The sequence below is a fragment of the Leptospira montravelensis genome (genome assembly GCF_004770045.1).
Lineage (GTDB): Bacteria > Spirochaetota > Leptospiria > Leptospirales > Leptospiraceae > Leptospira_A > Leptospira_A montravelensis.
Genome location: NZ_RQFO01000016.1, coordinates 522760 through 548863 on the forward strand (window position 1 = coordinate 522760; position 26104 = coordinate 548863).

A 26104-nucleotide genomic window follows, 5' to 3' on the forward strand; every position below is an offset into this window, starting at 1 on the left:
CTAAAAACTTTTAATTTCTATTTTTTTTCAAAGTCTTTATATAGTAAAGAAGGTTGGATACCTTGGTTGGCTTGGTACTTTCCTGATTTGTATTCACTGATTTCCCCTTCCACAGTATGATAAAAAATCTGACAAATTTGAACCCCTGCATACACACGAAGTGGATGAGTGACTTGAATTTCAAGAGTCCAAAAACCCTTAAAACCAACATCGCCAAATCCTGCTGTGATATGAACAAACATTCCTAAACGCCCGATAGAAGATCGGCCTTCCAACATAGGAACTAAATTGTGGGTCTCTGTAAACTCTATGGTTCGTCCTAAATACAATTTACCAGGTTCCATAACCAAACCTTCTTCCGGTATTTTTAAAGTCTGCACGGGGTTCGGTTTTTTCATATCCAATGGAAATTCTGAATATATCAAAAGATCTTCATGTAATCGTAGATTATATGAGTTAGGATTTAATAGATTCGCATCATAAGGTTCGATTTTAATATCAGTTCCCAATCTTTTTAAAATTTCTTTTCCTGTTAAAATCACAAATCATTCTCCCTTAAAATTAGGTTTTCTTTTTTCAGCAAATGCCTGTAAGGCTTCTATTCGGTCTTCTGTACCGATTGTTTCAAAATAACAAAGCCTCTCCCACTCCAATGCCGATTCCATAGGTAATTCTAATCCACTGCGGACTGCTTTTTTTGCAGCAGAAACAGCGATAGGTGCAGATTCTGAAATCTCCCGCGCTAAGGCAAGAGAAGATTCCTTCAAGTGGTCTAAGCTGCATACTTGAGAAACCAAACCTCGGGCTACTGCCTCTTTTCCGTTTAGTTTTTTTCCAGAAAATATCCATTCCAAAGCAGTAGATTCGCCAACAATTCGAGACAATCTCTGTGTCCCACCTGCCCCTGGAATGATTCCTAATTTGGTTTCAGTGAGTCCCATTTGTGCAGTCTCACTCGCATAACGAATATCACATGATAAAGCCAATTCTAATCCACCCCCAAAAGCGAATCCATTGATCGCAGCAATAGTAGGAATCGAAAGATTTGCTAAATCGGAAAAACAGAGATTGATATTTTTTAAGAATTGTTTTACCTGAAAATCCGACATAGATTTTCTTTCTTTTAGATCTGCACCAGAACAAAAGGAATCTCCCATACCAGTGATGACCAAAGCACGAGCTTTGCTTCTTTTTATCTCTTGAATCTTTTCTTGCAATTCTGAAAGGAGTTGGATCGAAATGGCATTTTTTGCTTCGGGCCGATTCAGTTCGATTAATGCTACATAACTGTGGTGCGTTTGAAGTGTGACAGTGTTCATAGAATTTCCGCCAAATGAAAAAATAGAAATGAAAACTGTTTTAATTTTCCGATAATGGAAGCAGCCGTCATGAGAAGGATTTTATACACGATCGGATTCTCTCTAGTACTTGGAAGCAGTTTTTATTGCAAAGCTTCTTCTGGGGAAGACCCTCTTGTTGCTCTATTAAGTTCACCGCCTGTGATTTCCTCTGTAACTCCACAAATCGGAACTCCTACTCAAAACAATATAAATGCAGTCTATTCTGCAACTGAGGTGGTAATCAAAGGAGAAAATTTCGGCATCGATCCTGTAATAAGATTTAACGATGTTGTGGCTGCCATCAGTGCCAATTTAGGAACGGAATTATATACGAAAGTTCCAGACGGTGCTTATTCTGGATTTATTACCGTATCAAAATCAGGTGGTTCTTGTTTACCAAATTCGAAAGAAGGTGCTAACTGTGCTGGAACTGAATTCTTTATCGACTGCTATGCGAGTACTAACAAACAATACGGATCTGAAATTGAACTAAAACAAGGACAAAGTTTATCAGTTGAATTTGGTTCCATTGAAACAAAAGCATTCCATACAGACACATTACTTGGCTCTCGAAACCTGGTCATTGGTTGTCAAAGCGCTGTCACTGTGAGGGTATTTAGTAGGTCATGTCAGGCGACAGACTATGTCCTTCAGAACGACCCAGTCATTCCTTTTCCTGGGGGAGTGGCAACACAATTCTATATTACTGCAAATGCTGCCACTTGTAGTCTGGTTCTTTAAAAGCAAAACCAAACCAAATTCAAACTTTCCATATTGATACGAACTAGTGAAAAGGCAGAAGTATAAACGACTCCCTCTGGCTTGTTTTTAAAAACATAGCAAGAGGAAATTGATTTATATCCTAAAGAAAAAAGAAGGTTTTAATTTGAGTAAAAAATCTCGATTAAATTTTGGCTTGGATCGGCAAAAGTAAGGCATTCCCCAGAATCAGTTCCTTCTGGTCCTTTGATGATCTTAACGTTTTTTTCCTCTAATTCACTGATGGCTTCTGTGAAATCATCCACATCCATCACAAAACTAAGGATAGGTAGGGACCTGTCAGAAACTTCTGCCACTACCAATCGGATACGAAAGGAATCCAGAGAAAGAATTGCCTCAGTAGCCTTCTTTGTCTCCACTTCGAAGTCAAAAATGTCCCGGTAAAAATCGATAGAGGTGTCGAGTTGGGAGACGGGGATACTGACGTGGCCAATGCCTTCTACAATAATCATAATGGAATTACACCTTCGTGAACTTTTCTGTCATCATGCTTGAAAAAGCGGCTTTGTCGAGAAAAAAGCAATCTCCGCAAACAAACTCGAAACTAAAATTTGAATTCCAATTCCAACTCAGGAAAAAAGAATCAAAATATGAATGTATTTCGGATTTCACTCATCGTTTTAGCTATTTTTGCCCTTTCTTGCAAGGAAGAGGCAGTTCCTTTTGAAACGGCCCACCAAAACATAGTGGCAAAACTCCTCGCAGAGAACCAAATCCTTCTAGAAGAGTATCTAAAAGACAATCCTAAGCCAAATTGGAAAATATTTTCAGAAGCCCTGGATGCGATGATTGCCAGTGGACATCCCAAATTAAAGTCTTGGGGTGAAAATCTACGCCCTCACCTACCAGCAGCTGGTGCCGATTTAGATTCAAGTTATGAAAAAATTTCCAAAATTCAGGAAATATTGATCCAAATAAAAATGGAAGTGCCAAACCAATCTCAATACAATCGATTTTACTGTCCTATGGTTGATAAATCTTGGCTAATGACAGGAAGAGAAGTAAAAAATCCCTATGCTCCAGAAATGAGAGACTGTGGTGAATTGTTACAGTAATATATGCCCAAATGTTTTTTAGGTACATCTTTATATGAAGCCTGCCCACCAAGTTGCAGGCATTCATTCGCTAAACAAGACGTAGACGAAGATTGTATTGCAAAAAACAAACTAGAAGCATTTTTACAAGACAAAGTCACTTTTAAAGTTGGATTCTCTGCATTTTCCCAAATCCCCGCAAAAACACTTGAAAAGTTTATTTGGATTTCCAAAGACAATTTAGAATTAATTTCATATTTTTTATATATTGGTGAACCAACACTTGTTCGCGAAATCATTGAATCTTTTTCTAATCACACATTAAGTTATCTTTTTAAATGTGATTTTGAAAATTATATGAACATTCGAGAATCCATTAAACGAGAAAAATCTGTTAAACATATGTTTGATATTCGAAGTTTCAAATATTGGACATTTGTCAGTTATTTAAGGATCTGTGACTTAATACAGTATTTTGTTAGGTATTTAAAAGAACCTGAATATGCTTGTCAGTTCATTATAATTTTACCATCCGAAATTGTATCCAACCTTAACAAATATACTGGTTTGGATTTTGAAGAAGAAAAGACATTGTATAATGCTTTAGGTGATTCCATCTACGAATTACCATTACAATCACCTAAAATTTATGATCACATAATGCAGTTATTTGCAGATGATCTTGAAATATCCATCGTACTTTCTACAATGGCGGGACTCATTGAACGACAACAATTGATTCTAGAAACTACAGAAAAACTAGTAAATTTTATCGGAGAACATAGAATTGATAAAAACTTCCAGTTCATTTTTTCTGAAATGACTGGAATAGAAATTGGGACCGCATCGGAAATATTAAATCAACTATTAGAACGAAAAATGATTACTTCGTCTCAAAAACAAATGATCATTGATTTTCTTAATACAGGGAAATTAGAATTATAGAACAAGCTAACATTTGCTAGCTTATGCTATTCGTTTAAAATCTTTACCCTGCAATTTTTATTTTTTTGGCCAAATAAACACTAAATAACAAACTAAACACAGAAATCATTCCTACCAGTTCATAATTCTCAAGTTGGTTATCAGCTGATTGCACCAGAATAAGTCCTGCAATGTATGAAGCGGCACCTGATGAAATTTGTTGGATGGCAGAATTCACAGACATAAAACTCCCACGAATTCTTGGTTCTACTGCAGAGGTAATCATAGAAAATGCAGGAACCATCCTTCCTGAAACAAATATCATAAACAGAGTAGTAAAAGTGAGAACCACTGGTAATGAAGTTTTTGTCAAAGTCACAACAATCACAATAGGAATGACAGCAATGATGGTAATGATTTGGTAGATTTTTAATTTTCCGAATTTATCCGACAATTTCCCAATAATCCAACTGGTGAAAAAAGTAAATAATCCACCAAATAAATAAATATAAGGCAAATCATTAATCGCTAAACCAACGTTAGATACCAGAAATGGACTTAGAAAAGGTATGACAGTAAATCCACCAAACATCAAAAACACCATAAAAATGAATGGGGCCATATGGTCCTTTTTCATAATTACTTGTTTTAAGGATTTTAACTGCGATTGTTTTGGGTGAACATCTGAATCCAAATGATAACGAATGGATGGTAAAACTTTATAACCGATAGGCAAAATCAAAAATCCAGCAATCGCCAAAGATAGGAAAGGAAAATGCCATCCAAATTTATTCGCTAGTTTTAGCCCAGTGGGAACTCCAATCACCGAAGCTATAGAAAAAGAACTCATCACAATACCTGTGGCAGTTCCTCTTCTGAATACTGGAATGATATCTCCAATGATAGAAAGTACAGTGGCGCCAATCATTCCTCCGAATCCACCGGCAACAATTCTTGCAAAAAGCAGAAAACCGTAATTAGGAGCAAAAGCACATAACAAAGTTCCGAAAGAAAACCCAAAGAATAAAACAAGAAGGCTAATTTTTCGATCATAAGAATCTAAAAACAAAGCACCTATGAGTCCGAACACTCCCGCACTGATAGAATAGGAAGAAACTAGTAAACCAAAAGCTGCTGAATTAATTTTGAAACTCTCCATAAACACAGGTCCGAGTGGCATCATGATGACAAAATCTAGGATGTGTAAAAATTGGAGGGCTGCTAAGATAAAAATGATGGCTCTTTCTTTTTGGATGGTATGAAGCGGATGGGAAACAGATTGGCTCATAAAACTAATATTGACCAGGCGTTCAAAATTTCCAAAACTATTTAGTTTCGTATTGCCAACTTTTACGTTGAGTAATAATTTTCCCTCTATGAAATACGCGTTAATTACAGGTGCATCCACTGGACTCGGAAAAGATTTTGCGCTGACTTTGGCAAAAAAGGGTTATATACCCGTTTTAGTCGCAAGAAGTGCAGAAAGACTAAAGGCGCTCGCCGCAGAAATTAAAACCAAATACGGAATACAAAGTATTGTCATTTCTCAAGATTTGGGCAAACCCAATGCGGCAGAAGTTTTATACAAAGCTGTGAAAAAATTAAAAATATCAATTCATTGTTTAGTAAACAATGCTGGTTTTGGTCTCAATGGAGAATTTTTTAAAAATTCTTTTGAAAAAGAAACCGAATTAATTCAACTCAATGTCACCACTTTAGCACAACTTTGCCATTTGTTTTTGCAAGATATGGTGAAAGAGAAAGAAGGTTATATCCTAAATGTAGCATCCACTGCTGCTTATCAGCCTGGACCTTTAATGTCCAACTACTACGCATCCAAGGCTTATGTTCTTTCACTGAGCGAAGGACTAGCGGAAGAAGTGCGTGATTATGGAGTGACAGTCACTTGCGTTTGTCCTGGCCCAACACAAACAGAATTTTTCGAAAGAGCCAATATGACCAAAATCAATTTAGTAAAGTCATCATTTCTCATTATGAAATCGCAGGAGGTAGTTGACATTGGCCTCGATGCATTATTTGGAAAAAAGGTCGTAAAAATTACAGGATTCTTTAATTTTCTTTTAGCGCAGTCGGTCCGATTTTCTCCTCGGTTTTTAGTCCGTATGATTGCGAAATATTTACACAAAGCAGGATGAATTGACCGAATTTCCATTATCATTTTCGAATCGATTTCATTTGTTAGGTGATTTGAATTCAGAAAATAAAATCTTTCAAACAAAACAACATCTAGAACTTTCTGGAAATGAAATCTTGGATCTAACCAATTCCAATCCTACCAAATTAGGATTGGAGTTTCCCCCCTCTGCATTATCCCATATATTCTCTAATCTAGATATTAGCCATTATGAACCCATTGCGGAAGGATTAGAATCAACAAGACTTTCCATTGTTTCAGAATATGAAAAACGTGGAATCCAAATCCAAAAATCGGATCTAGTTCTAACCGCAAGTACTTCGGAAGCCTATTCTTATATATTCAAATTATTTACAAATCCAGGGGATGAAGTATTAACACCAAATCCTGGTTATCCACTATTTAGTTTCCTCATTGGACTAGAAAACTTAAAAGAAGTCCATTATCCATTAGTAGAAGATTCGGAAACTGGAAACTGGATTTATTCTGCAGAAACCATAACCAATTGTATTAGCACTAAAACTAAACTTATTATTTTGGTAAGTCCTGCAAATCCAACCGGTTCCCGAACCACAGCAAAGTTTTGGAAAGATTGGGAAGAATTAGGAATCAAAATTCCAATTCTTTTAGATGAAGTATTTGTAGGTTATGAATTTAAGGGAGAAAATCACTCGATACCTGATTCGCCTAACTTTCCTTTGCTTATATGTAATGGTTTTTCCAAACTTTTGGCACTCCCTGGGTTTAAATTAGGATGGATTCTTAATCGAAGCCCAGAGTTTTTTAGACCGGAAATTCAGAAAAAATTAGGATTTATAGCTGATACCTACCTTTCCGTCAATTCACTAGTTCAATTGGCAACTCCAGAACTTCTTCCTTGGAAATCAATGATCCAAAATCGTATCCGAACAAGAATTATGCGAAACTTGACAACATGCAATTTATTTCTGGATGACATTCAAAAAATAAAAAACAAACCAGTAGTGGAAGCAGGATGGTATTTTTTATTTGAATTGGATATGGATATCAAAGATGAAGATATGGTTTTGGATATACTAACTAAAACCAATGTTTTTTTTCATCCAGGGTCTTGGTATGGATTTTCGCATAACCGTTGTTTTTTAGTTATAAGCTTAATTTCCGAAGAGGAAACTTTAAGACAAGGATTAGAGGCCTTTCAGTCTTATCTTAAATAATCGAGAATGGCAGTTTTTTGTGCCAATGCATCGGCCTTTCCTAACTCAAACGTTTCTCTGACTCCTTTTGGATTGGTATAATCAAAGGAAGTAATTGGAAGTGGTTTGGAAGGAGTGATCAAATAAGTTTTTGCTAATAATTCGGGATCCTTTCCGACAATCGTATTTGGTTCATAATGAATACCAATGATTTTTGCGTTAGGCGAAAAAGTTTCTATGACCATATTATTGGTAAGGCCGCCATCTAAATAATACTCATCGTTCACCGATTGAAAATCTACAATGGGAGGAATCGAAGAAGAGTTCATAATAAACTGCTCGATGGTTTCTGGATTTACAAAGTCCTTTTCGGTAAAATCAACATCTTGCATGTTCCATTTTTGGATCATTTCAGCAGTTCGGTTGGCTGGGATTCCTTCTGACCGGTCCCTATCATCCAAGATAAACGCTCGACCCGTTTCAGAGATAAGTCTTGCTAAACGAAACTTATTTTTTAATGAATCTTCTTTGGGATGTGCTTTTACTGAATGAATCCAAACTTTGGCACCAGATTCCAAAACCTTATCAAACTTCATTCCAAAACGAATAGTTCGACGATACATATCTTCATGTGGAAAAGTAGATTCTCCTCTAAGTAAGTTCGAGAAATGGAAGTTACGTGAATTTCGTTTGGTGATTTCTTCAAAGTATTCTACAGATTCTTCTTCTGTTTGCGATAAAATACATAAGGCCATAGCAGCACCGGCTGAAACTCCGGAAACTTCTGTAAAACGGACTCCCCATTCGCGGAGTGTTTTTCCAATTCCTAAAGCATAAAAAGCCTTACAACCTCCGCCTGCTATCGCAAGAGATGCATCGTAAGATGGAAAAATTTTGACTAATGTTTGTAAAACTTGTTCTCGAACGCCCATAAAATCGACAAATTCTATTCCCCTTCCCATCGAAAGCATAGAGTATTATTCTCTCCCAAAAATCTGTCAAAGTATAAACTAGCACGGCAATCATCTTCTGTCGCAAGAAAGAAATCGTAACCACCGGCGGGGTATTTTATCTTACAACATCCTTTTTTGTCTTTGCGATCAGCAGGTTGACGAACCGACTTATCTTGGCCCTTCAAATCCCCAAGACTCGGAGGTAACTCTTGCCTAGAATCGGCAAAACTATTGGACACAAATGCCAAACTCATACAGAAATAAATCAAAAAGGTTCGCATTCTACTGAGGTAGACGTTTTGGAAAGCTAACAAGTTCGGTAATTCCTAAAAAAGTTTTAATTAGATTCAATCGTACAAATTGTAATTCTAAAGGATAGGAAATATTTTTCTTTACCCAATTCTGAAATGTTTTAATCTCTCCCCACTAATCAACCTTTGGGGACTTCAATGGACAATACAAGACTACAATACCATGCAACGGGAGGACAGCTTTTCATACTTTTATTGAAGAACATGTTTTTAACCGTAATAACATTAGGAATTTATAGCTTTTGGGCTAGAACTAATGTGCAAAAGTTTATGGCCGAAAATTTAGAATGGGCAGGGGAACGTTTTTCCTTTCATGGATCTGGAAAAGAACGTCTGATTGGTTTTCTAAAGGCCTTAGGTATATTCATAGTCCTTTATATTGGAATTTATATCATTCAAACCATTCTTTCCTACATACCGATTCCCTATTTTAGCTCCATTGTAGGATTTGTTCTGACTTTGGGAGTTTTCCTTGCTCTAGTACCTATCATCGTGGTTGGGGGAAGAAGGTATCTTACTTCGCGTACAGGTTATCGTAACCTTCGATTTGGATTCGATGGAAAAATTCTCGAAGTTGCAAAGATTTATGGAAAAGGGATTCTATTAACCATCATAACATTAGGGATCTATTACCCTTGGTTTTTTGCAGAAAAAGAAGCTTACATACAAAGCAAAACCAGGTATGGAAATACAAATTTTGGATTCGCGGCAGAAGGGAAGGAAATCTTTTTCCTCTACTTAAAAGGTTTTCTTTTGAGCATCGTCACTCTTGGCATCTATTATTCTTGGTTTTTGGCCGACATCCAAAATTACATTTGGAACAGAACTAGTTTCCAAGGAAAAAAATTTCGTTCGGATATTACAGGTGGAAAGATTTTTGTTAATTTTCTCATCGCTTATTTGATCATCATATTTACTTTAGGAATTGGTTTTGCTTGGGCTATCGTTCGACTTACTAAACTTTTCATAGAGTCAGTAAGTTTGGAAGCAGAAGTTGATTTCTCTATCATCGAAGCAAAAGCAGATAATACAGCAAATGCCACTGCGGAGGGTTTGGAAGCGCTTGCCGAAGCTCTGGAAGGCTTCCTATCATAAACATTGTTCCAAAATCAAACATTTACATCCCGATATTTTGACGGAGTGTCAGCAGTCCCTGAAGAAGGGACTGTTCTGATTCATGGTCAAACCCTCGACTTTCTCTCAGGAGAGGTCGCTCATAAACTAAACTTATTACAATTTACTGAATTCACTTTGACGCATAAAGGTTGTAAGTTGACGCTAATGCCGGACGAAGTGAAAGAAAGTCCCGTTTTAGAAATTATCTGTTCCAAGGAAGATGCAAAAAAACTAGAATCACTTTGGATACAATCAAAGAAAAACGAGAGCCATGCACATGCCTTTTTTTATTCGATCAGGGAAATGAATCCGCTGGTGCTCGGGGCCTTATCAATCATCATTGTTGGTATCATCGGTTTCTTTTATTTCAAAGGTTTGGAAATGGTCACTAACCTAATTCCTGTTTCGATGGACAAACAACTTGGTGAATCCGTCCAACTAAAAATAGATTCACAATTTCAAGAATGTAATACTAAAGCAACAGATAGGTTCTTTACTGAAGCATTAAAAAAGGTTGTACCTAAAGGTAGCCCGCACCAATTCAAAGTATCTGTGATTGGATCTGCGATTCCCAACGCTTTCGCATTATCTAATGGAAAAATTTATTTTTTTTCAGGATTACTAAATGATGCCAAATCACAAGAAGAAGTAATCGGAGTTTTAGCGCACGAAATTGCTCATGTGGAAAAAAGACACCATATGCGAAATTTGGTTAAGGCAGGCGGGACATCACTTGCGATTAGTTTGGTAGTGGGACCTGGATTAGGAAACATGGAATTTTTGGAAACATTTACAGAAATTGGTTCCACCATTTTGGTTCTAAAATTTTCGAGAGACTTTGAAACCGAAGCGGATGTGACATCCATTGCATATTTAAGAAACCAAAATCTTTCACCTTCAGGTCTTCTTAGTTTCTTTAAACGAATGCAAGAATTTGAAAAAGAAAACACAGAATCGGATGACAATCAAACTGATAAAAATGCAAAGAACGACCAAGTAGTGACTCAATCATTCACTGATTTTTTAAGTACACATCCTGCAACTGAAGAAAGAATGAAATCGCTGAAATCTCTGATTGAATCTGGGAAAAAAGGAACAATCAAAAAAGTTGTTTCTGACAAAACTTGGAAAGAAGTTCAGGCTGTATGTTTAGAATTTAAAAATTCTGATTCTAAATGATTATAGATTTGCAGTAGAGTTTCACTTAAGCTATGTTTGTTTCTCCAACCAAGTGATTTTAGCTTAGAGTTATCTCCAAATACTTTTGATGTTTCGGACGCTCTTACGCGTCCAACATCCACTGAAAATTTAATATCGTGTCCTGAAATTTTTACTAATTCTTCTACCATATAGCGAATGCTTCTTTCTTCACCTGAACAGATATTATAAATTTCACCGGACTCACCTTTTTCAATTAAAGTCAAATATCCACTAACTATATCTTCTACATGCGAAAAATCTCTAGTTGGTTCTAAATCACCAACAGCAATCGTTGACTTTCCGGAATGTTTCGCTTCGATAATTTGTGAACAGAAATTAGGAATTACAAACTCTTTGCGTTGCCCGATCCCAATATGATTAAAGGGCCTAGCAATCACCACAGAAACGTGAGGACTATATTGTGCATACTGTCGACAATAAGATTCAGCTGCCAATTTACTACCGGCGTATGGATTCACAGGATTAGGCATAAGAATCTCTTTTAAGGGTAGGAGAGCGTGGTTTTGTTTTCCATACACATCTGCTGACGAAATGTACAACATTTTGCACGGCCTTTGCATTCTGTGTAAGGTCTCGAGCAAGTTTAATGTCCCGCCAACATTGATTTCTTCTGTTTCCCAAGGATTAACTACTGCCACAGGAACAAAGGCCTGAGCAGCTAGATGGATTACGATATCTGGTTCGATTTTTTCTAACTGATTGGTAACAGCATTTCGGTCGCGAATGTCACCTTGAAAACAATGAATTTGCGTTTCACCTTGTGATTCAAGAGCAGGCAGGAGATAACTTCCGACAAATCCGCTAGCTCCAGTGACTAAAGTTTGTTTTTTTTTCATAGAAAAGGGAAAATTCCGATTCGGCCCTAAGATTTAGTTGCCATTCTTCCAATTTTTCAAATCCTCTCAAGAAAAGAAAGAAAACTGTGGAAGACAAAAAGAAATTCAATCCATCCCCCTTTGTCGAAGTCCGCGACCCACAGTTAAATGTATCGGAATTGATGCAGGATATCGAATCAAAGATTCCTCTCGATCCATCCCAAGCGGCAAACTGGTTGGAATTGACAAAGTTGAGTTATAAACCAGAATCCCCCCAAGGATTTAGAAAATTTGATCCTGCCGGGACTGCTCACCTCTTTGAAAAAGGTATTTCTAGTCCTAAATTTTCAAATCCCAAGTTCTGGTTTATCAAAGGGCCAATCAAATATCTGCTTGGTCGCCTAATATCCGTTTATGGACTAATCGATAAAAAACTTTCTGAAAATAGAATACGTGCTTTTTTTTCTGTCTTACATGAACTAGTTCGTCTGGGAAAAAGAATTGAACAAATAGAAAACAGGTTTGATGGTTTTTACAGGGATCATTTGTTACAAACAAATTCAAATTCTTTGCCTAACTTTGGTTGGGCGGCCAATTCCTATTTTATCGACGCAGGTTCTAATCCAGCTTGGAAAGTGGCACTAGAAGACATTTCTCAATCAAAGGAAATTACCGTATTATTTCCTGAGTGGGGAGATATAATTAAACAGTTATCCATTCAAAAAATTCCATTTCAATCGATTACTTCCGATGAAAATGAATTTCGATTCATTCAAAATAAAATTTCCGCGACTGTCAGATTGGAGAAACAATTATTTCCGTTAAAAAATATTTTAAATAGCACAACTAATATTTTAATATACTTACCTCTAAATAGGTTTCCTTCCTTCTGGATAGAAAAGTTATTCGCCGAAATTTCAAATTCCCTTAACACGGGAAAACACCTATACTTTTCAGTTGCAATCAAACCCAATCATTCAAACCGCCCGTTCAGCGACCTACACGTTTCAGAAATTGATTTAGACAAGTTGCCAATTTATTTAGAAACTCTAGGTTTTAAAGAAGTTCGCGATCTTTCTACAACGGATGACACAAAAGTATTCAGATATACAAAATTCGCTACATGAATGTTTTTCAACATTTAGATGAACTCAAAGATTCCGATGGTGTTGGAAACGATGCCATTGGCCTTGCGGAAGTTTTTAATTCGTTAGGTTACAAATCGCATTTTATCACCAGACAACCCAGAAAAGGCAAAAGTTTGAATAGTGAGTTCCACCTCACTACTCATTTTCAGTATCCAACTACTTCCAATGATATTCATATACTTCACTACGGTGGCGCCGGATATCCTTATGAATTATTCGTAAACTTACCAGGAAAAAAAATACTAAGATTTCATAATATAACTCCAGCAATCTATTACAAAGACACAACAACGCCTGATATTTACCTAGCAATGGAGAAATTTGAATCTCTATCTTATTTAGAATTAGCCACCTTATCAATAATTGCTGATTCAATTTGGTGTGACTCCGAATTTAATTTACATACGGTATCCGAATATCAATTCAAAAATCCTTATATCATTCCTATATGTAAAACCTATGATTCCCTTTCGAAAAAAGAAAATTTGCCAAGAAATCATTCAATAGTTTTTGTTGGGCGTTATTCCCCTCAAAAAAAATGGGAGGACTTAATTGAATTATTCTCCTACTGGGTAAAGGAATTTCCCAATGCAAAATGTTTATGTATTGGTTCCGTGATTGGCGCATTCGATGGTTACTTCGAGAGACTAACAGAAACTGTGCGAAGATTGGGTTTAGAAGAAAAAGTAAATTTTTTAATCGGTAAAACAGACAACGAAGTAATTTCGATTTTAAAAGGAACAGGAGCCTTTGTTTCCATGAGTGAACACGAAGGGTTTTGCCTACCGATTCTGGAAGCATTTGGCTCGGGGATTCCTGTTTTTGCTTATACTGCAGGTGCAATTCCTGGCACTATGAAAGGAGCTGGTGTTCTGTTTAAATCGAAGCATTACCCTTCTATCATTAAACAAATGAAAGATTATTTATTCCAGCCAGAAAAACGAACTTCCCTGATTTCAGAACAATACAAAGTATTGGAATCATACAACCGATTCCCATTTCAGGAAGAGATTTCAAAAATTCTCAGTTCCGGTATCCAATGAATATACACCAGTTTTCTGCAGGATTTCAGTTAGGTGACGCAATTTCTCAAGAAATGTTGGAGATAAAGCGATTACTTTCGAAGGAAGGTTACTATGGAAAAATATATGCTGAAAATATATTTTCCTATGATCGAAAATATGCAGAAAAACTTACAAAAGCAAATATCAAACCAAATGATGTTTTAGTTTATCATCATTCCATCCATAGTGAAGTTCTAAATTTTGTTTTAAAATTTCCAAATAAAAAAATTCTTATTTATCATAATGTTACACCTGAAGATTTTTTTTCAGGTTATGACTTAAAGTTCTCTTATTTATTAAGAAAAGGCCGCGAAGATTTAGAAATCATACGGGATCATTTTCATCATTCCTTTGCTGTTTCAAATTTTAATTTGTCAGAATTAAAAGAAATCGGATTTAAACAAGTTCGATTACTTCCATTACATTTGAACTTTCAAAAATGGAAAGATGTTCCAAGAGACACTCTATCAAAATCATTTACACAACCCTCGTTTTTATTTGTGGGACGCATAGCACCGAATAAACGGCAAGATGACTTAATTCGTTTTGCAAGAACATGGAAGTCAAAAATGGGAAATCAGTTTTCCATGCGTATGTTGGGATTTTGTAATCCAGACCAACAATCTTACATGGACGAACTCAATTTTATGATTCATCATTTAGATTTACCAGAGGAAGTTAAAATTATTTCCTATGTTGATGAAAGGATGTTGAAAAAAATCTATTCGGAAAGTAATATTTTTTTATCAATGAGTGAACATGAAGGATTTTGTGTTCCTCTTATGGAAGCAATTTATTTTCACCTTCCTGTTGTTGCTTTCTCTGCCGCTGCCGTTCCTGAAACATTAGGAAAATCAGGTATACTTTTTGAATCTAAAGATTTTGAAAGACTTGTCCCACTTGTAGATTCTATTTTTAAAAATTCCGATCTCAGAAATTCTATAATTTATTCCCAAAACCAAAGACTAAACGAATATTTAGAATCTACCAGTATCCTTCCACTTCTTGAAGTGGCCAAACCTTAGTTATGGCAAAAATTCTCATCATCACTGCACGATTTCTGCAAAATGCATCCGGCGGAGCTGAAAAACTAGCTTATGACTATGCATCCATTTTATCGGAATCTAACGAAGTTACAGTTTGTACATCATGTGCAAAAGATTATGTGAGTTGGAAAAATGAATTTCCTAAAGGCCAACACATTGAAAATCAAATTCGTATGATTCGATTTCCAGTGAAACAAACTCGCAACATGGATAAGATGAATCGTCTCTTAAATCAATGTTTAGAAAAAGGTGATTCCGTCTCTGAAAAAGAACAATTTGATTTCTTAAAAGAACAAGGGCCATATTGTCCTGACCTAGTTGATTATGTGACAAAGGAACAAAAACTCTTTGATCTTGTGATTCTAATTGGTTATCTATATTACCCTGTAGTGGCAAGTATTCCCAATTTAAAAATTCCGTTTGTCATTGTGCCAACATTTCATGATGAACCACCTTTCCGTCTTCCTATATTTAAAAAGACTTATTCAAACAAATATGTATATAGTTTTAATGCACCAGAAGAGATGGCTGTTTATGAAGCGAACACAAAACAGAAGGTCCAATCCTATTTTTTAATTGGTACTTATATTAACGATACTTTCAAAAATACAAATACTAGCAATAGTAATGCGAAGCATCTAATTACAATTGGTAGGATAGAACCAGCAAAAGGTTTTCCTGAACTATTTGAATACTTTCAGATTTGGAATTTATATTCTCATCGAACCGATGTTACTATGAAATGTTTGGGATCAGTTGCTTCGATGGAAACTCCAAAGAATCCCTTGATTTTTTTTACGGGCTTTGTAAGTGAAGAAGATAAAATCTCTGAAGTTCAAAATTCATTTCTTTTGCTCAATCCATCAGCTTATGAAAGTTTTTCCATTTCTATTATGGAAGCTTGGATTCAGGAAAAGGCTGTATTAGTGAATGCAAAATCTTCGGTAATGCGTGGACATTGTCTAAGAAGTCAAGGTGGCCTATATTATTCAGATGCACTTTCATTCCAACGAACCTTAGATTTTTTATTAGAAAATCATAATATCACCACTAGATTGGGTCAGAATGGTCGTCAGTATGTTTTGGCAAACTTTACTAAAGAAGTGATCCGAAAAAAACTAAATCAATTGGTTAATATACTACTCGGTTGATTTGCCCTTCAAATTCTGCCAGTAGATATTCATGCACAAGGCCATTTGTGGCAAGTAAACTCGGAGTCAAAATAGAAAAGTCATTCCCATCCATTGATGTGATTTTTCCATTTGCTTCCAACACTATCAAACCTGCCGCAGCCATGTCCCAAGGTTTTAATCCAAGTTCATAATAACCTTCAAACTTTCCTTCCGCTAACCAACATAAATCGAGAGTTGCAGCACCTGTTCGTCTGATGCCACGCGATTTTTGCAAAATGGATTTATAATACTGCATTAGTGTTTCTAAAGATAAATTCCTATCATAAGGAAATCCTGTGACAAACAGTGAATCTTTTAGAGAACCAGTTTTGGAAACTTGGATAGGAGTTTTTTCGCGGAAAGCCCCTTGCCCTTTGATTGCATGATAATAAGTATTAAGTTCTGGAAAAAAAACCATTCCCAGAAGTGGAGTCATAGTTTCGGTTTCTACAACACCAACAGAGATACCATAGAGAGGAAGACCATGTGTATAGTTGGTTGTACCATCCAATGGATCCACAACCCAAGTGTATCCTGAATTACCTTCTAACTTTCCACGTTCTTCCGAAAGAATCCCATCGGCTGGATAATTCTTTTGGATTTCATCCAAAATCATAGACTCAGCTTTTAAATCTGCTTCTGTAACGAGATTGTACAAACCTTTTTCATCTACCTTCAGTCCAGATTCTTTGTGTTTTTGAATCAGGAATTCGGCAACAGTTGGAAGAAAATTTAAAAAATGGTAAGACCTATCCAGTAACTCAGATTGCATTAATACCCACCAAATTCGATGTTTTTCTTCATCGCAGTGATCTCAACATCTAAATTTAGGGTTTCATCAGCCTTTAATTTATTTCTTACCTGTTCTGTTGTTTTAATTACTTCACTAAGTAAAGAATTCAATTCCGTTTTTCTTTTTTCTGATTCCGGGGAATTACCTTCCAAACTAACTTTATTGTACTGATTTAAAATTTTGGAAACAGTCTCTGGAAAATAATTTAAAAATTGTTTCGCTTTGCGATAAGATAAAGGATCTTCCGCAAGTCGAACACGCAAATCCGATAAGGAATGTAAATATTCGCTACACAGACTTTGTAATGATGAATCTGATAAAGATTTGGATTCTTTTTCTGTTTGAGCTCGAAATCCATCCAATTTATCCATTTGTGTTTTGTATTCAGTAAACTCGACTTTATCTTCAAATTTTTTCTTTAGTTCATTCCAGTTTTCCTTTGTTTTGTTAGCAGAAAAAAGAAAAGGAAAAAAACTAAATGGATAATGATGTTCTTTCCCTATAGTGGTTCGATATATAGCAATACCTAAAAAAATAACATGTAAAAATGCCATAAATACGTAAGAAAAAACAAGTAAAACTCGATCATCGCCAAACTTAGCTCCAAATCCAAAAAAACCAAGAGACAACAATGCTTGCAAATACATTGCCTCTAACGATTGTTTTGCGGAGTAAGAAGATTTATTTCGAGAAAGCCACATCACAAATGGATAAACCATTGCGCCAAGTGAAGAAATGAAAAATGGAAAAGGCAATAAAGCCATCGGATAAGTTAGGATTGTAGAGAGGTGGGCACGCCTTGCCCACTTCTTTTCTTCTTGATTTTGTTCCAATTGCACTTCAGTCATTCTATTTTGATTCCAATAGTTTTTGTTTGATATCTGATTCGATTTTAATCATTTCTTGTTCTGCAGATTTTCGTTTTTGACGACCTTCCTCTTGAATTTTCAAAGTTTCTGTAATCGTTTCAATTAACTGCCTGTTTACGGTTTTTAAGGTCTCAATTTCAATAATACCTTTTTCAGATTCTTTAGCAATTTCCACAGTTCCTGTTTTTAGCATTTCCGCATTCTTTTGGATTAAATCGTTAGTGGTTTTAGAAACTTCTTTTTGTGCTTCTAAAGCCTTTCTCTGGCGTAACAAACCTAATGCGATGACGATTTGGTTTTTCCAAAGAGGAATTGTGTTGAGAATTGAACTTTGGATTTTTTCTACCAAAACTTGGTTGCCATTCTGTATTAGGCGAATCTGGGGACCGGTCTGAAGAGAAAGGATTCGAGTGAGTTTCAAATCGTGGATTTTTTTTTCAAATCGGTCCACCATTTGCACCATGTCTTGGTATTGTTGGGAGGCTAAGGTATCTCCCTGCGCTTTGGCTTTTTCCAACATTTCTGGCAAGATTTTGTCTCTTAACTCTTTCACTTTCTGATCGCCGGCTGCAATATACACTTGGATTTCCTTAAAATATTCCAAGTTTTTCTCATATAACGCCTGTAATAATGTTATGTCTTTTGTCAAGTTGGTACGTGCGGTATGTAACTCATCCACGATTTTTTCAACCTGTGATTGTAAGTCTTCAAATTTTGCCAAGAATTTCCTTGAGGCATCAAAAAGACCACCAATCAAAGGAATTTTGGACAAAGTGTTCCCTTCTCCAGCGAAACTATCCAAATTTAAGTCTTTGATTTTGAACAATAGGTTGTTTAGAAGTTCGCCGGCATAACCTGAATCTTTGGTTTTGATTTCTGAAAGAACTTTGTCCGCAAATTCAGAAACCTTCGCTTGCGCGGAGGAACCGTAAGAGATAACATCGTTCGGATGATTGAGTTTTATTTGTCCAGTTAGTTCCTCAACTTTTTGTAAATCTTCCTTTGTAAGTTGAAGTTCCGGGTCATTCGTTTTCAGTTCCAAAGAGTCCATTCGTTTCTTTCCTTTTTCGTTTCTCCCAATGATAGGATCGTTTTTAGAATATGAATCAAGCAGAAAATGGGAAGGTGCAAAAACATGAACAAGTAAATTTATTTCTTCGGAATTTTTGATCCAAAACTGCGGTTTGGTGACAAATTGATTGCATAGATTGATATACCTGTTACATTCCTTCGAGAAAAATTTATGCTAAATAATAATTTAAAATTACCGGCCCTTCTCCCTCAAGTATTGACTGTTGATGTCATGACTCTTGATAACCAATTGATTGACCAGTCTGAAGTCAGAACTCTATTGTTCCGGCTCCGTGATCGAAACTACCTGCACTACTTAATCATTAAGTTTCTAGTGTGTACGGGACTTTCCCTTCCAGAAATCATCCACCTCAAAATATCTGATTTCAATTCTGAGCGTAACCTCTTCAAATTAAAGAACGGTGGTCGTTTGCGCAGAAGGAAAATTTTTATAGAACCTAACTTGGCTTTGGAACTGTATCGATACTCCTCTGAATTCTCCCCGAGCGATTATCTTTTTCCTGGCCGCTATGGAAAGTTAAGGTCAAGGACCATTCAGAAAATTCTAAAGAATGCAAGTAACTTGATCTCAAAAGAGATCCACATACCCTTTCTCCGTGATGTGATTGCTTTGGACCTTTTCAAAAAGGGATTTCCTGTTTGGGAAATTCAGGAGTTTTTGGGACATAGATCGACTCGTTCTACCAGACAAAGAATATTATTGCACATTCCTGTCGAAGAACGAACAGATCCGCGACTTTTTAATCGAAACAAAAACCAAGCAGCTTAAAAATTTCTTGAACCTTTGGTGTTTTCAGAGATTCTAGTCTCCAAGTAGGCTCGCTTTGGAAATTAAGACCAAAAAAATCGGAAAGCACACACTCGTTCACCTTAACGGTCGTTTGGACATTACCCATTCGGATGAAGTGGAGGCCAAGTTGGCTGACGATGTGCAAAACGGCGAGGGAGATATCATCATCAACCTAGAGCTTATCTCTTATATTTCTTCCTCTGGTATTCGCATCTTTGTAGGGATGGTTCGGGAGTTAGACAAACAAGGCAGAAAGTTAAAACTCTGTTGCATCACACCACCTGTGAAAAAGGTTTTTGATGTAGTGGAGCTTTTGGACTTGTTTGAAGTTTTTGAGACGGAACAAGAAGCCGTTAATTCCCTTTCTAAATAAAATCCACGTGGCTTACGCCTCGTTTTTAATCATTTCCACCCTCTTTTTCTTCCAGGTTTGGATGAACTTGGACGTATTCCCGGTTGTCTGGCCTGACGAAGTACTCTTTTTTTCCCCGTCATTGTCTTTTGCAAAGAACGGACATTTACAAACCGAAGTTTTGAATGGACTCATCCCCGGAATGGAATCCAAAACTTTATGGATGCCACCTTTATATTTCCTTTTTTCGGGGTTTACGTTAACGATTTTTCCTGAAACCCTAACGACCGTTCGTATTGCTAATGTAACCATCGTATATCTTACCGCTTTAGGTTTTTATTGGTTACTGAGAAGGGAATCGATCTCTCAATGGGCAAGTCAAATTGCATTTGCTAGTATCCTCTGGGAACCACTTCTTTTTCGTTTTGGAACTGCCGCGAGAATGGAAGGTTTAACTGCTTTTTTCTTTATCCTGAGTTTGTTGTTTGCAACTAACAAAAATAAAACAAAACACTTTTATGTCTTTTTAGCAGGTGTTACACTATCATTCTCTTTTTTATCTCATCCAATTGGTGCATCTTTTGGGTTAGTCACACTTTTTTTAGTATGGAGAAACTTTGGTTATAAAACCCTTCCTTGGTTAATTCTTGGGGGAGTTCTTCCTATAGTTTGTTGGATGTATTATATCCATCCTAATTGGGAATGGTTTGAAATCCAATTTGGCGCTCAAATTACTCGCAAAAGAAATCTTTTAGAAACTTTCACTTTAATCGACAAACTTAAAGTATTTTCCTTTGGATTCGGATTTCCCAAATTACGATTGATTCTTATCGCATTCGAACTCTCTGCACTCACTTATCTTTCCTATAAGTTATTTAAAACATTTGGAAAACTGAATCAAAAATGGATACTGTTTTGGATTTGGATTCTTTCCGTCCTACTTGCTTTATACACCTCATCTGAAGGATGGTATGTTTTCCATATTCTATTCCCGCTAGCTTTCGGGATGGCTTTACTCTACGACTCAGCTGGTTCAAGTTCTAAGTTAGCATTCGTAGGGATTTTATTATCACTTTCGTCCTTATTATATATAAATCATATTCATTGGTTTCAAACTGATTCCAAAAGAATTTTAGAATCACATTTCCAACATTTAGAAATGAGTTTGTCTCATTCAAAATCTGTTTATTTACAAGCATTACCTGATCCCTACTTCCAATTACGAAAAAACCGACCTGATTTGCATCTCTTAGAATTTATTCCAGGCGAATTGGATATTCCTTCTGAAGCGTATATCAAAACGATCAAATCTCGAGATAGTTTTGTATTTTATGATGACCAACTCATCAATCATGTAATTAGCGAATATCTAAAAGAGTCTTCGTGGAATCGGGAAGAATGGGAAATACCTGTTCCGGGCAACCATTGGTTACATTATAAAACCATTGTTTATACAAAAAAATGAACATCTTAGTTCTTAAAAAAAAATTTCAAATCTTTAACATATTCTTATTTTTTTTGATTGGATGTTATCATTCAAAACAACCTACAAATCAATATTTAACTCTACTCTCTGGAGTTCCAATGGAACGTCGCATAACAATTGTTGGGGATTCTTTGGGACAATGGTCTGATGGATTCGGGCTAAAAACCAAACTTCCGCAAGGTTATAAAGTAACCGATATCTCGGTGGCTGGATACACAATTGAAGATTGGTTACAAAACAAAAGCCGCTTAAATGAAATTCCTACCGATCTTTGGCTCATTGAATTGGGAACTAATGATGCAATGGTTTATGGAACCAGTGGATTTGAGTCTAGAAACTCGGAGCTCATACAGTTTTTGGAATCTTCACAAATTTCCCAAGTCATACTAACTACAATTCCTTTAACGAATATGGCCTCCATTCGAGAAACGATCCGAACTAATAACGAAACCATACGTAAATTGAAAGAAAATAGACCCAATTTAGACTATGTTGAAATGGAATCTATTTTTGAGTCCTACACTGGGGAAGTTCCCTTATACCCTGTTTCCGATCCCATTCACCCAAACCAAATTGGATATGAACTTATGGGAGAGGCGTATAAGAAAAAAATCTTAGGAATTTAAATCCGCCAAAATTTTTAATCCTTTTAAAGTCATCATCGGATCAATTTCGTCAAACACTTGGTTATGCGAAGCGTGGATGGTAGTGACAAGGCCACCGGTTCCCACCACAACGTAATCACCAGGATGTTCCTCTTTAATGGCTCTTACAATTTCTTTTAATAAACCAATCCAACCAAAGAAAAAACCAGCCTGAATTGACTCAACTGTTGAATCGCCTAACACTCTCTTAGGAGATCCAAAAACGATGGGTGGAAGTTGTGCTGTGTTCCTTGTTAAAGCATCCATAGAAATTTTTAGCCCTGGTGCAATGACTCCTCCTACATATTCAGGTTTTTCACTGATTACGCAGAAAGTAGTTGCCGTTCCCAAGTCCACGAGAATCGCTTTTTTTCCTGGGTAATTTTTGGCACAATAAGCAGCATTGACCAAACGATCTGCCCCAATTTCAAAAGGTCTAGGATAACTAATTCCAAAATTAAGTTTCATTTGGTAGTGAACACGAAGTGGATTGACACTGAACCAATCTTCTAACATTCGTTCCACGATTGGATTTAAGGAAGGTACAACACTTGAGTAGATGGCTGTTTTTACGCGGTCTGCTTTTACATTTTCTTGGGTCAAAAAACCTTTTAAAAAAAGGCCTAACTCATCAGAGGTTCGGTCTCTTCTTGTCACAGTTCTTTTGTGAAAGTCAGGAGTTTCTTCTCCTTCACGGAACACTCCAAAGACAGTGTTTGTATTTCCTACATCGATAACTAATAATAAAGGTGATTCTGACATTTATATCATCCGAAATTTAGGTGAAGTATCCATGAGTTCAATCTTTTCACCGGTTTCGGTCATAATGAGAAGGAATCCTAATTCATCAATTCCCAAAACACGTCCCCGAACCATTCTCGATTGCCATTCGGTTTCAATCACTTTGTGTTTTAATAAGGAATGATCCTCAATCCACACTAAATCTTTTAAGATCTGTCCTTGGTCTAAAAGAGCAATGACGGATTGGTTGATGTATAAAACCAATAGATTTGCAAAACGTTCTAAAACTCCCTCTTCCAAAGACGTATCACATAAAAAAGTAGCCTTATCTTTCAAAACTTCTGGAACAGTTTTCCCAAAAAAATTAAGCCCAATTCCAATCACTACTTCGAAAATGCCGTTTGTAAAATCGGACTGAACCAAAATCCCAGCCACTTTTTTGTCACCACGATAAATGTCATTGGGCCACTTGACTGTTGTATCTTCCTCTCGTTCAGGAAAAAAATGGAAGATTGTTTTTAGGACGGCAGAGGAAACAAAAATCGATAACAACGGAAGAGAAATTTCAGCAGCCGAAATCCGGATTTTTCCAGAAAAAATCAGTGGATCTTCGCCTAACGATTGCCAAACATTTTGTCCACGACCCTTGCCTGCAGTTTGTTCTTCTGCAATCACCCACGAACCAAATGGAATGGAAACATCTCGAATCCATTCATTGGTTGAAGTAACAGTCGGAAGTTTGTGACCCAATTCCGACTTTAACAATCTATATTCCATGTGTCTATTTCTCGCTTGATTCGGATTGACGAAAGTAAAAAAAGCATTAGATTGAATATATGAAACTATCGGGAAATACAATACTTATCACTGGCTGCGGAATGGGAATCGGCGCTTTAACGGCAGAACGATTGGCAAAAGAAGGAAATGATATCATCGGTGTTGATGTAAAATTACCCCTATTAAAAGAGATTCAAAACAAAGTGGAATCGCTGGGAAGAAAATTCTATGGATACGCTTGTGATCTTTCTAAAGAGTCAGAAATCGAATCTCTCATTAAACAAATTCAAAAGAAAAAACTGACTTTTCAAATTTTAATTAATAACGCTGGAATTGCCCCAAGCGGTTACTATGAAGGTAAAGATTTTTCTGTTTGGAACAAAGCCATTCAAATTAATGTGGCAGGACCAATGAAGTTGGTTTACCTGTCCTTGCCAATCCTACGTGAACAAAAGGAAGCTGCCATCATCAATTTAGCAAGTATTGCTGGTAAATTTGGAACAGAAGGAACTGTAACTTATTCTGCAACAAAACATGCTATGGTAGGATTTTCCCAAGCCCTAAAAATGGAACTTTATGAATCACAAATCGGTGTTAGCTGGATTTGTCCAACAATGGTAAATACCAGAATGATCGACGGCGTAAAACCCTCTATTTTTACTCCTGTGATCGAACCATATCAAGTCGCCGAAGCCATTATCTCTGCCATTAAAAAAAATCCTGGCGAAGTATTGGTGCCATCCTATTTGCGAGCCTCGATCGTAATCCTTCCTGCCTTGTTTCCAAAATTTGCGCTCTGGTTGGCAGTGAAAACAAAAGCATCAAAAGGTTGGCTCATGGCAAACAAGGGGCTTGAGAAAAATATTCCTGTTTAAAGGATAGGTTTTATGCATATTTCTCAGGTTCTCGGCAAAAAACAAACTACGATCAGCTTCGAATTTTTTCCTCCAAAAAACCAGGAAGCCTCCGAAGATTTGTTCCGAAACATACAAGAATTATCCCAAATGAATCCTGCCTATGTAAGTGTAACTTATGGGGCAGGCGGATCTACGAGGGATCTAACACATGACCTAGTAGTTAAACTCCAAGAGGAAACGGGACTAACTATTGTTAGCCATCTTACCTGTGTTGGTTCTACTAAAGAAGAGATCCGAGAAATTCTGAAACGTTATGAAAAAAGTGGAATTCACAATATTATGGCACTTCGTGGTGATCCTCCGAAAGGACAAAACGATTTCCAAAAAACAGAAAACGGATTTGCATTTGCCGGCGAATTAGTTGGATTCATCAAAAAAGAATTTCCACAAATGGGGATTGGCGTTGCCGGATTTCCCGAAGGACATCCATCCACACCAAATCGTTTAAAAGAAATTGAATATTTGAAGTGGAAAGTTGACCAAGGTGCTGATTACATTTGTACACAAATGTTTTTTAACAATAATCACTTTTATGATTTTGTTGAGCGATGTGAAATTGCAGGTATCAAAGTTCCTATCATTGCTGGAATTATGCCAGTTACTTCCAGAAAAGGAATGGCAAGAATGGCAGAATTATCTCTTGGAACAAATTTTCCTGCAAAATTATTAAAATCTCTAACACGTGCAGAAGACGATGTTTATGCGGAAAATGTTGGTATTCATTGGGCAACGGAACAAGTTAGAGATTTGTTAGATCACAAAATTGCAGGAATTCACATGTATACACTTAACAAATCTAAGGCGACTCGAAAAATATATGAGTCACTCGGGATTCGAAATTTCGATAGCATTCATTGATGGATTGGTCGGTGTAATTCCCATCCACCGACTATCTTTCCAATTTCCCTCTAACACCAAACTTCTTTTTGCATTCACAATCTTTGCATTTCCTTGGAGATGATTATTTTCCCAATGTCCCTCTAAAATCAATCCATCAGAAAACAGATACTTCCCAAAACCTTGGCGTTTTCCTTTGGAATAAGATCCAATGTATTTGTCTCCATTTGCATAACGATAGACACCAGCACCTTCTTTATATCCGAATTGATATTCTCCTTCAAAAACATCACCATTAGAATAATAATAAACACCTTTGCCATGTTTGATATCTTCGAAAAATTCTCCTTCAAATCGATCGCCATTTTCATAGGAAACTAGGAATTTTCCATTCCTGCAATTTTCGCCTTCGCAAATTTTTTGATTCGACTTACAGAGACAAAAAAGGCAAAAAAATAATAATATATAGTATTTGGTTCGCATATATGGCTGGGGAGATGTTTTTTTTTCCGTCAATTATTAGGTGCAATCTCATATATACACTAGTTCGGA

Annotated in this window: 30 protein-coding genes; 17 read left to right on the forward strand and 13 right to left on the reverse strand. The window is 36.5% G+C overall.

Annotated features, from left to right (window positions below; genetic code table 11):
• Positions 1-17 precede the first annotated feature (17 nt).
• Complete coding sequence (gene dcd, locus EHQ31_RS12735; RefSeq protein ID WP_135573144.1) at positions 18-542, reverse strand: dCTP deaminase; 525 nt, start codon at positions 540-542, stop codon at positions 18-20.
• Positions 543-545: 3 nt separating this feature from the next.
• Complete coding sequence (locus EHQ31_RS12740) at positions 546-1319, reverse strand: enoyl-CoA hydratase-related protein (RefSeq protein ID WP_135573142.1); 774 nt, start codon at positions 1317-1319, stop codon at positions 546-548.
• Between the two features lie 69 nt (positions 1320-1388).
• On the opposite strand from EHQ31_RS12740, the gene EHQ31_RS12745 reads away from it, so the two are divergent.
• Positions 1389-2081 carry an LIC10067 family putative lipoprotein gene (locus tag EHQ31_RS12745; protein WP_135573140.1) on the forward strand — a complete coding sequence of 231 codons (693 nt, stop codon included), beginning with the start codon at positions 1389-1391 and terminating at the stop codon, positions 2079-2081.
• Positions 2082-2221: 140 nt separating this feature from the next.
• Here EHQ31_RS12745 and EHQ31_RS12750 read toward each other — a convergent pair whose 3' ends face one another.
• Positions 2222-2572, reverse strand: coding sequence for a VOC family protein (locus tag EHQ31_RS12750; protein WP_135573138.1), 351 nt, complete (start codon positions 2570-2572; stop codon positions 2222-2224).
• Between the two features lie 99 nt (positions 2573-2671).
• Between EHQ31_RS12750 and EHQ31_RS12755 the strand changes: the two genes are divergently transcribed.
• Together EHQ31_RS12755 and EHQ31_RS12760 are read left to right on the forward strand one after the other, a co-directional pair.
• The gene (locus EHQ31_RS12755) at positions 2672-3175 is read left to right on the forward strand and encodes a DUF3347 domain-containing protein (protein ID WP_135573137.1); all 504 of its coding nucleotides are present in this window, start codon (positions 2672-2674) and stop codon (positions 3173-3175) included.
• 3 nt (positions 3176-3178) lie between these two features.
• Positions 3179-4099, forward strand: a complete 921-nt coding sequence (locus EHQ31_RS12760) for a hypothetical protein (RefSeq protein ID WP_135573135.1) — start codon at positions 3179-3181, stop codon at positions 4097-4099.
• Between the two features lie 43 nt (positions 4100-4142).
• Here the strand turns inward: EHQ31_RS12760 and EHQ31_RS12765 are convergent, their stop codons facing one another.
• On the reverse strand, positions 4143-5366 hold the full coding sequence (locus EHQ31_RS12765; RefSeq protein WP_135573133.1) for an MFS transporter: 1224 nt from the start codon (positions 5364-5366) through the stop codon (positions 4143-4145).
• Positions 5367-5454: 88 nt separating this feature from the next.
• Between EHQ31_RS12765 and EHQ31_RS12770 the strand changes: the two genes are divergently transcribed.
• Both EHQ31_RS12770 and EHQ31_RS12775 read left to right on the forward strand, forming a co-directional pair.
• Complete coding sequence (locus EHQ31_RS12770) at positions 5455-6234, forward strand: SDR family NAD(P)-dependent oxidoreductase (protein ID WP_135573131.1); 780 nt, start codon at positions 5455-5457, stop codon at positions 6232-6234.
• 1 nt (position 6235) lies between these two features.
• Positions 6236-7429, forward strand: a complete 1194-nt coding sequence (locus tag EHQ31_RS12775) for a pyridoxal phosphate-dependent aminotransferase (protein WP_135573129.1) — start codon at positions 6236-6238, stop codon at positions 7427-7429.
• Here EHQ31_RS12775 and EHQ31_RS12780 read toward each other — a convergent pair.
• Positions 7417-8379 (reverse strand): patatin-like phospholipase family protein, encoded by a 963-nt coding sequence (locus tag EHQ31_RS12780; protein ID WP_135573127.1) that lies wholly within the window; start codon positions 8377-8379, stop codon positions 7417-7419. The two genes, EHQ31_RS12775 and EHQ31_RS12780, sit on opposite strands and share 13 nt — an antisense overlap.
• On the reverse strand, positions 8355-8642 hold the full coding sequence (locus tag EHQ31_RS12785) for an LIC_11321 family protein (protein ID WP_135573125.1): 288 nt from the start codon (positions 8640-8642) through the stop codon (positions 8355-8357). The genes EHQ31_RS12780 and EHQ31_RS12785 overlap by 25 nt, the downstream gene beginning before the upstream one ends.
• A 168-nt stretch (positions 8643-8810) precedes the next feature.
• Between EHQ31_RS12785 and EHQ31_RS12790 the strand changes: the two genes are divergently transcribed.
• Entirely contained in the window at positions 8811-9767 is a 957-nt protein-coding gene (locus tag EHQ31_RS12790) for a YjgN family protein (RefSeq protein WP_135573123.1), read from the forward strand.
• Between the two features lie 45 nt (positions 9768-9812).
• Positions 9813-10967: a M48 family metallopeptidase gene (locus EHQ31_RS12795; RefSeq protein WP_244247375.1), complete on the forward strand. Its 1155-nt coding sequence runs from the start codon at positions 9813-9815 to the stop codon at positions 10965-10967.
• Here EHQ31_RS12795 and EHQ31_RS12800 read toward each other — a convergent pair.
• Positions 10925-11845, reverse strand: a complete 921-nt coding sequence (locus tag EHQ31_RS12800) for a GDP-mannose 4,6-dehydratase (RefSeq protein ID WP_135573119.1) — start codon at positions 11843-11845, stop codon at positions 10925-10927. The two genes, EHQ31_RS12795 and EHQ31_RS12800, sit on opposite strands and share 43 nt — an antisense overlap.
• Before the next feature lie 86 nt (positions 11846-11931).
• Between EHQ31_RS12800 and EHQ31_RS12805 the strand changes: the two genes are divergently transcribed.
• From EHQ31_RS12805 to EHQ31_RS12820, 4 genes are read left to right on the forward strand one after another with little or no spacing between them, the layout of a single operon-like run.
• A complete protein-coding gene (locus EHQ31_RS12805; RefSeq protein ID WP_135573117.1) occupies positions 11932-12951 on the forward strand; it encodes an LIC_10202 family protein in 1020 nt (339 codons plus the stop codon).
• Positions 12948-14015, forward strand: coding sequence for a glycosyltransferase family 4 protein (locus tag EHQ31_RS12810; protein WP_135573115.1), 1068 nt, complete (start codon positions 12948-12950; stop codon positions 14013-14015). Before EHQ31_RS12805 ends, EHQ31_RS12810 begins: the two co-directional genes overlap by 4 nt.
• Positions 14012-15061, forward strand: a complete 1050-nt coding sequence (locus tag EHQ31_RS12815) for a glycosyltransferase family 4 protein (RefSeq protein ID WP_135573113.1) — start codon at positions 14012-14014, stop codon at positions 15059-15061. The genes EHQ31_RS12810 and EHQ31_RS12815 overlap by 4 nt, the downstream gene beginning before the upstream one ends.
• Before the next feature lie 2 nt (positions 15062-15063).
• Positions 15064-16233, forward strand: a complete 1170-nt coding sequence (locus tag EHQ31_RS12820) for a glycosyltransferase (protein ID WP_135573111.1) — start codon at positions 15064-15066, stop codon at positions 16231-16233.
• Here the strand turns inward: EHQ31_RS12820 and EHQ31_RS12825 are convergent.
• Genes EHQ31_RS12825 through EHQ31_RS12835 form a run of 3 tightly spaced genes read right to left on the reverse strand, consistent with a single transcriptional unit; the run spans position 16214 to position 18967 of the window.
• Complete coding sequence (locus EHQ31_RS12825) at positions 16214-17026, reverse strand: inositol monophosphatase family protein (protein WP_135573109.1); 813 nt, start codon at positions 17024-17026, stop codon at positions 16214-16216. The two genes, EHQ31_RS12820 and EHQ31_RS12825, sit on opposite strands and share 20 nt — an antisense overlap.
• Positions 17026-17895: a magnetosome magnetite crystal formation protein family gene (locus tag EHQ31_RS12830; RefSeq protein WP_135573107.1), complete on the reverse strand. Its 870-nt coding sequence runs from the start codon at positions 17893-17895 to the stop codon at positions 17026-17028. Before EHQ31_RS12830 ends, EHQ31_RS12825 begins: the two co-directional genes overlap by 1 nt.
• A 1-nt stretch (position 17896) precedes the next feature.
• Positions 17897-18967, reverse strand: a complete 1071-nt coding sequence (locus tag EHQ31_RS12835) for a toxic anion resistance protein (protein ID WP_135573105.1) — start codon at positions 18965-18967, stop codon at positions 17897-17899.
• Between the two features lie 192 nt (positions 18968-19159).
• On the opposite strand from EHQ31_RS12835, the gene EHQ31_RS12840 reads away from it, so the two are divergent.
• From EHQ31_RS12840 to EHQ31_RS12855, 4 genes are all read left to right on the forward strand, one after another.
• Complete coding sequence (locus tag EHQ31_RS12840; RefSeq protein WP_135573103.1) at positions 19160-19777, forward strand: tyrosine-type recombinase/integrase; 618 nt, start codon at positions 19160-19162, stop codon at positions 19775-19777.
• A gap of 55 nt (positions 19778-19832) precedes the next feature.
• Complete coding sequence (locus tag EHQ31_RS12845) at positions 19833-20171, forward strand: STAS domain-containing protein (RefSeq protein WP_002975971.1); 339 nt, start codon at positions 19833-19835, stop codon at positions 20169-20171.
• Positions 20172-20178: 7 nt separating this feature from the next.
• Complete coding sequence (locus tag EHQ31_RS12850) at positions 20179-21615, forward strand: ArnT family glycosyltransferase (protein ID WP_135573101.1); 1437 nt, start codon at positions 20179-20181, stop codon at positions 21613-21615.
• 119 nt (positions 21616-21734) lie between these two features.
• Entirely contained in the window at positions 21735-22262 is a 528-nt protein-coding gene (locus tag EHQ31_RS12855) for an SGNH/GDSL hydrolase family protein (RefSeq protein WP_135573099.1), read from the forward strand.
• On the opposite strand, the gene EHQ31_RS12860 is transcribed toward EHQ31_RS12855, so the two are convergent.
• Together EHQ31_RS12860 and EHQ31_RS12865 are read right to left on the reverse strand one after the other, a co-directional pair.
• A complete protein-coding gene (locus EHQ31_RS12860) occupies positions 22251-23042 on the reverse strand; it encodes a type III pantothenate kinase (protein WP_135573097.1) in 792 nt (263 codons plus the stop codon). The two genes, EHQ31_RS12855 and EHQ31_RS12860, sit on opposite strands and share 12 nt — an antisense overlap.
• Complete coding sequence (locus EHQ31_RS12865; protein ID WP_244247376.1) at positions 23043-23786, reverse strand: biotin--[acetyl-CoA-carboxylase] ligase; 744 nt, start codon at positions 23784-23786, stop codon at positions 23043-23045.
• A 71-nt stretch (positions 23787-23857) separates the two neighbouring features.
• On the opposite strand from EHQ31_RS12865, the gene EHQ31_RS12870 reads away from it, so the two are divergent.
• Positions 23858-24673 (forward strand): SDR family NAD(P)-dependent oxidoreductase, encoded by an 816-nt coding sequence (locus tag EHQ31_RS12870; protein ID WP_135573093.1) that lies wholly within the window; start codon positions 23858-23860, stop codon positions 24671-24673.
• Between the two features lie 12 nt (positions 24674-24685).
• The gene (gene metF, locus EHQ31_RS12875; protein WP_135573091.1) at positions 24686-25573 is read left to right on the forward strand and encodes a methylenetetrahydrofolate reductase [NAD(P)H]; all 888 of its coding nucleotides are present in this window, start codon (positions 24686-24688) and stop codon (positions 25571-25573) included.
• Here the strand turns inward: metF and EHQ31_RS12880 are convergent.
• Positions 25538-26035 carry an MORN repeat-containing protein gene (locus tag EHQ31_RS12880; protein WP_135573089.1) on the reverse strand — a complete coding sequence of 166 codons (498 nt, stop codon included), beginning with the start codon at positions 26033-26035 and terminating at the stop codon, positions 25538-25540. The genes metF and EHQ31_RS12880 overlap by 36 nt on opposite strands.
• Positions 26036-26104 lie beyond the last annotated feature (69 nt).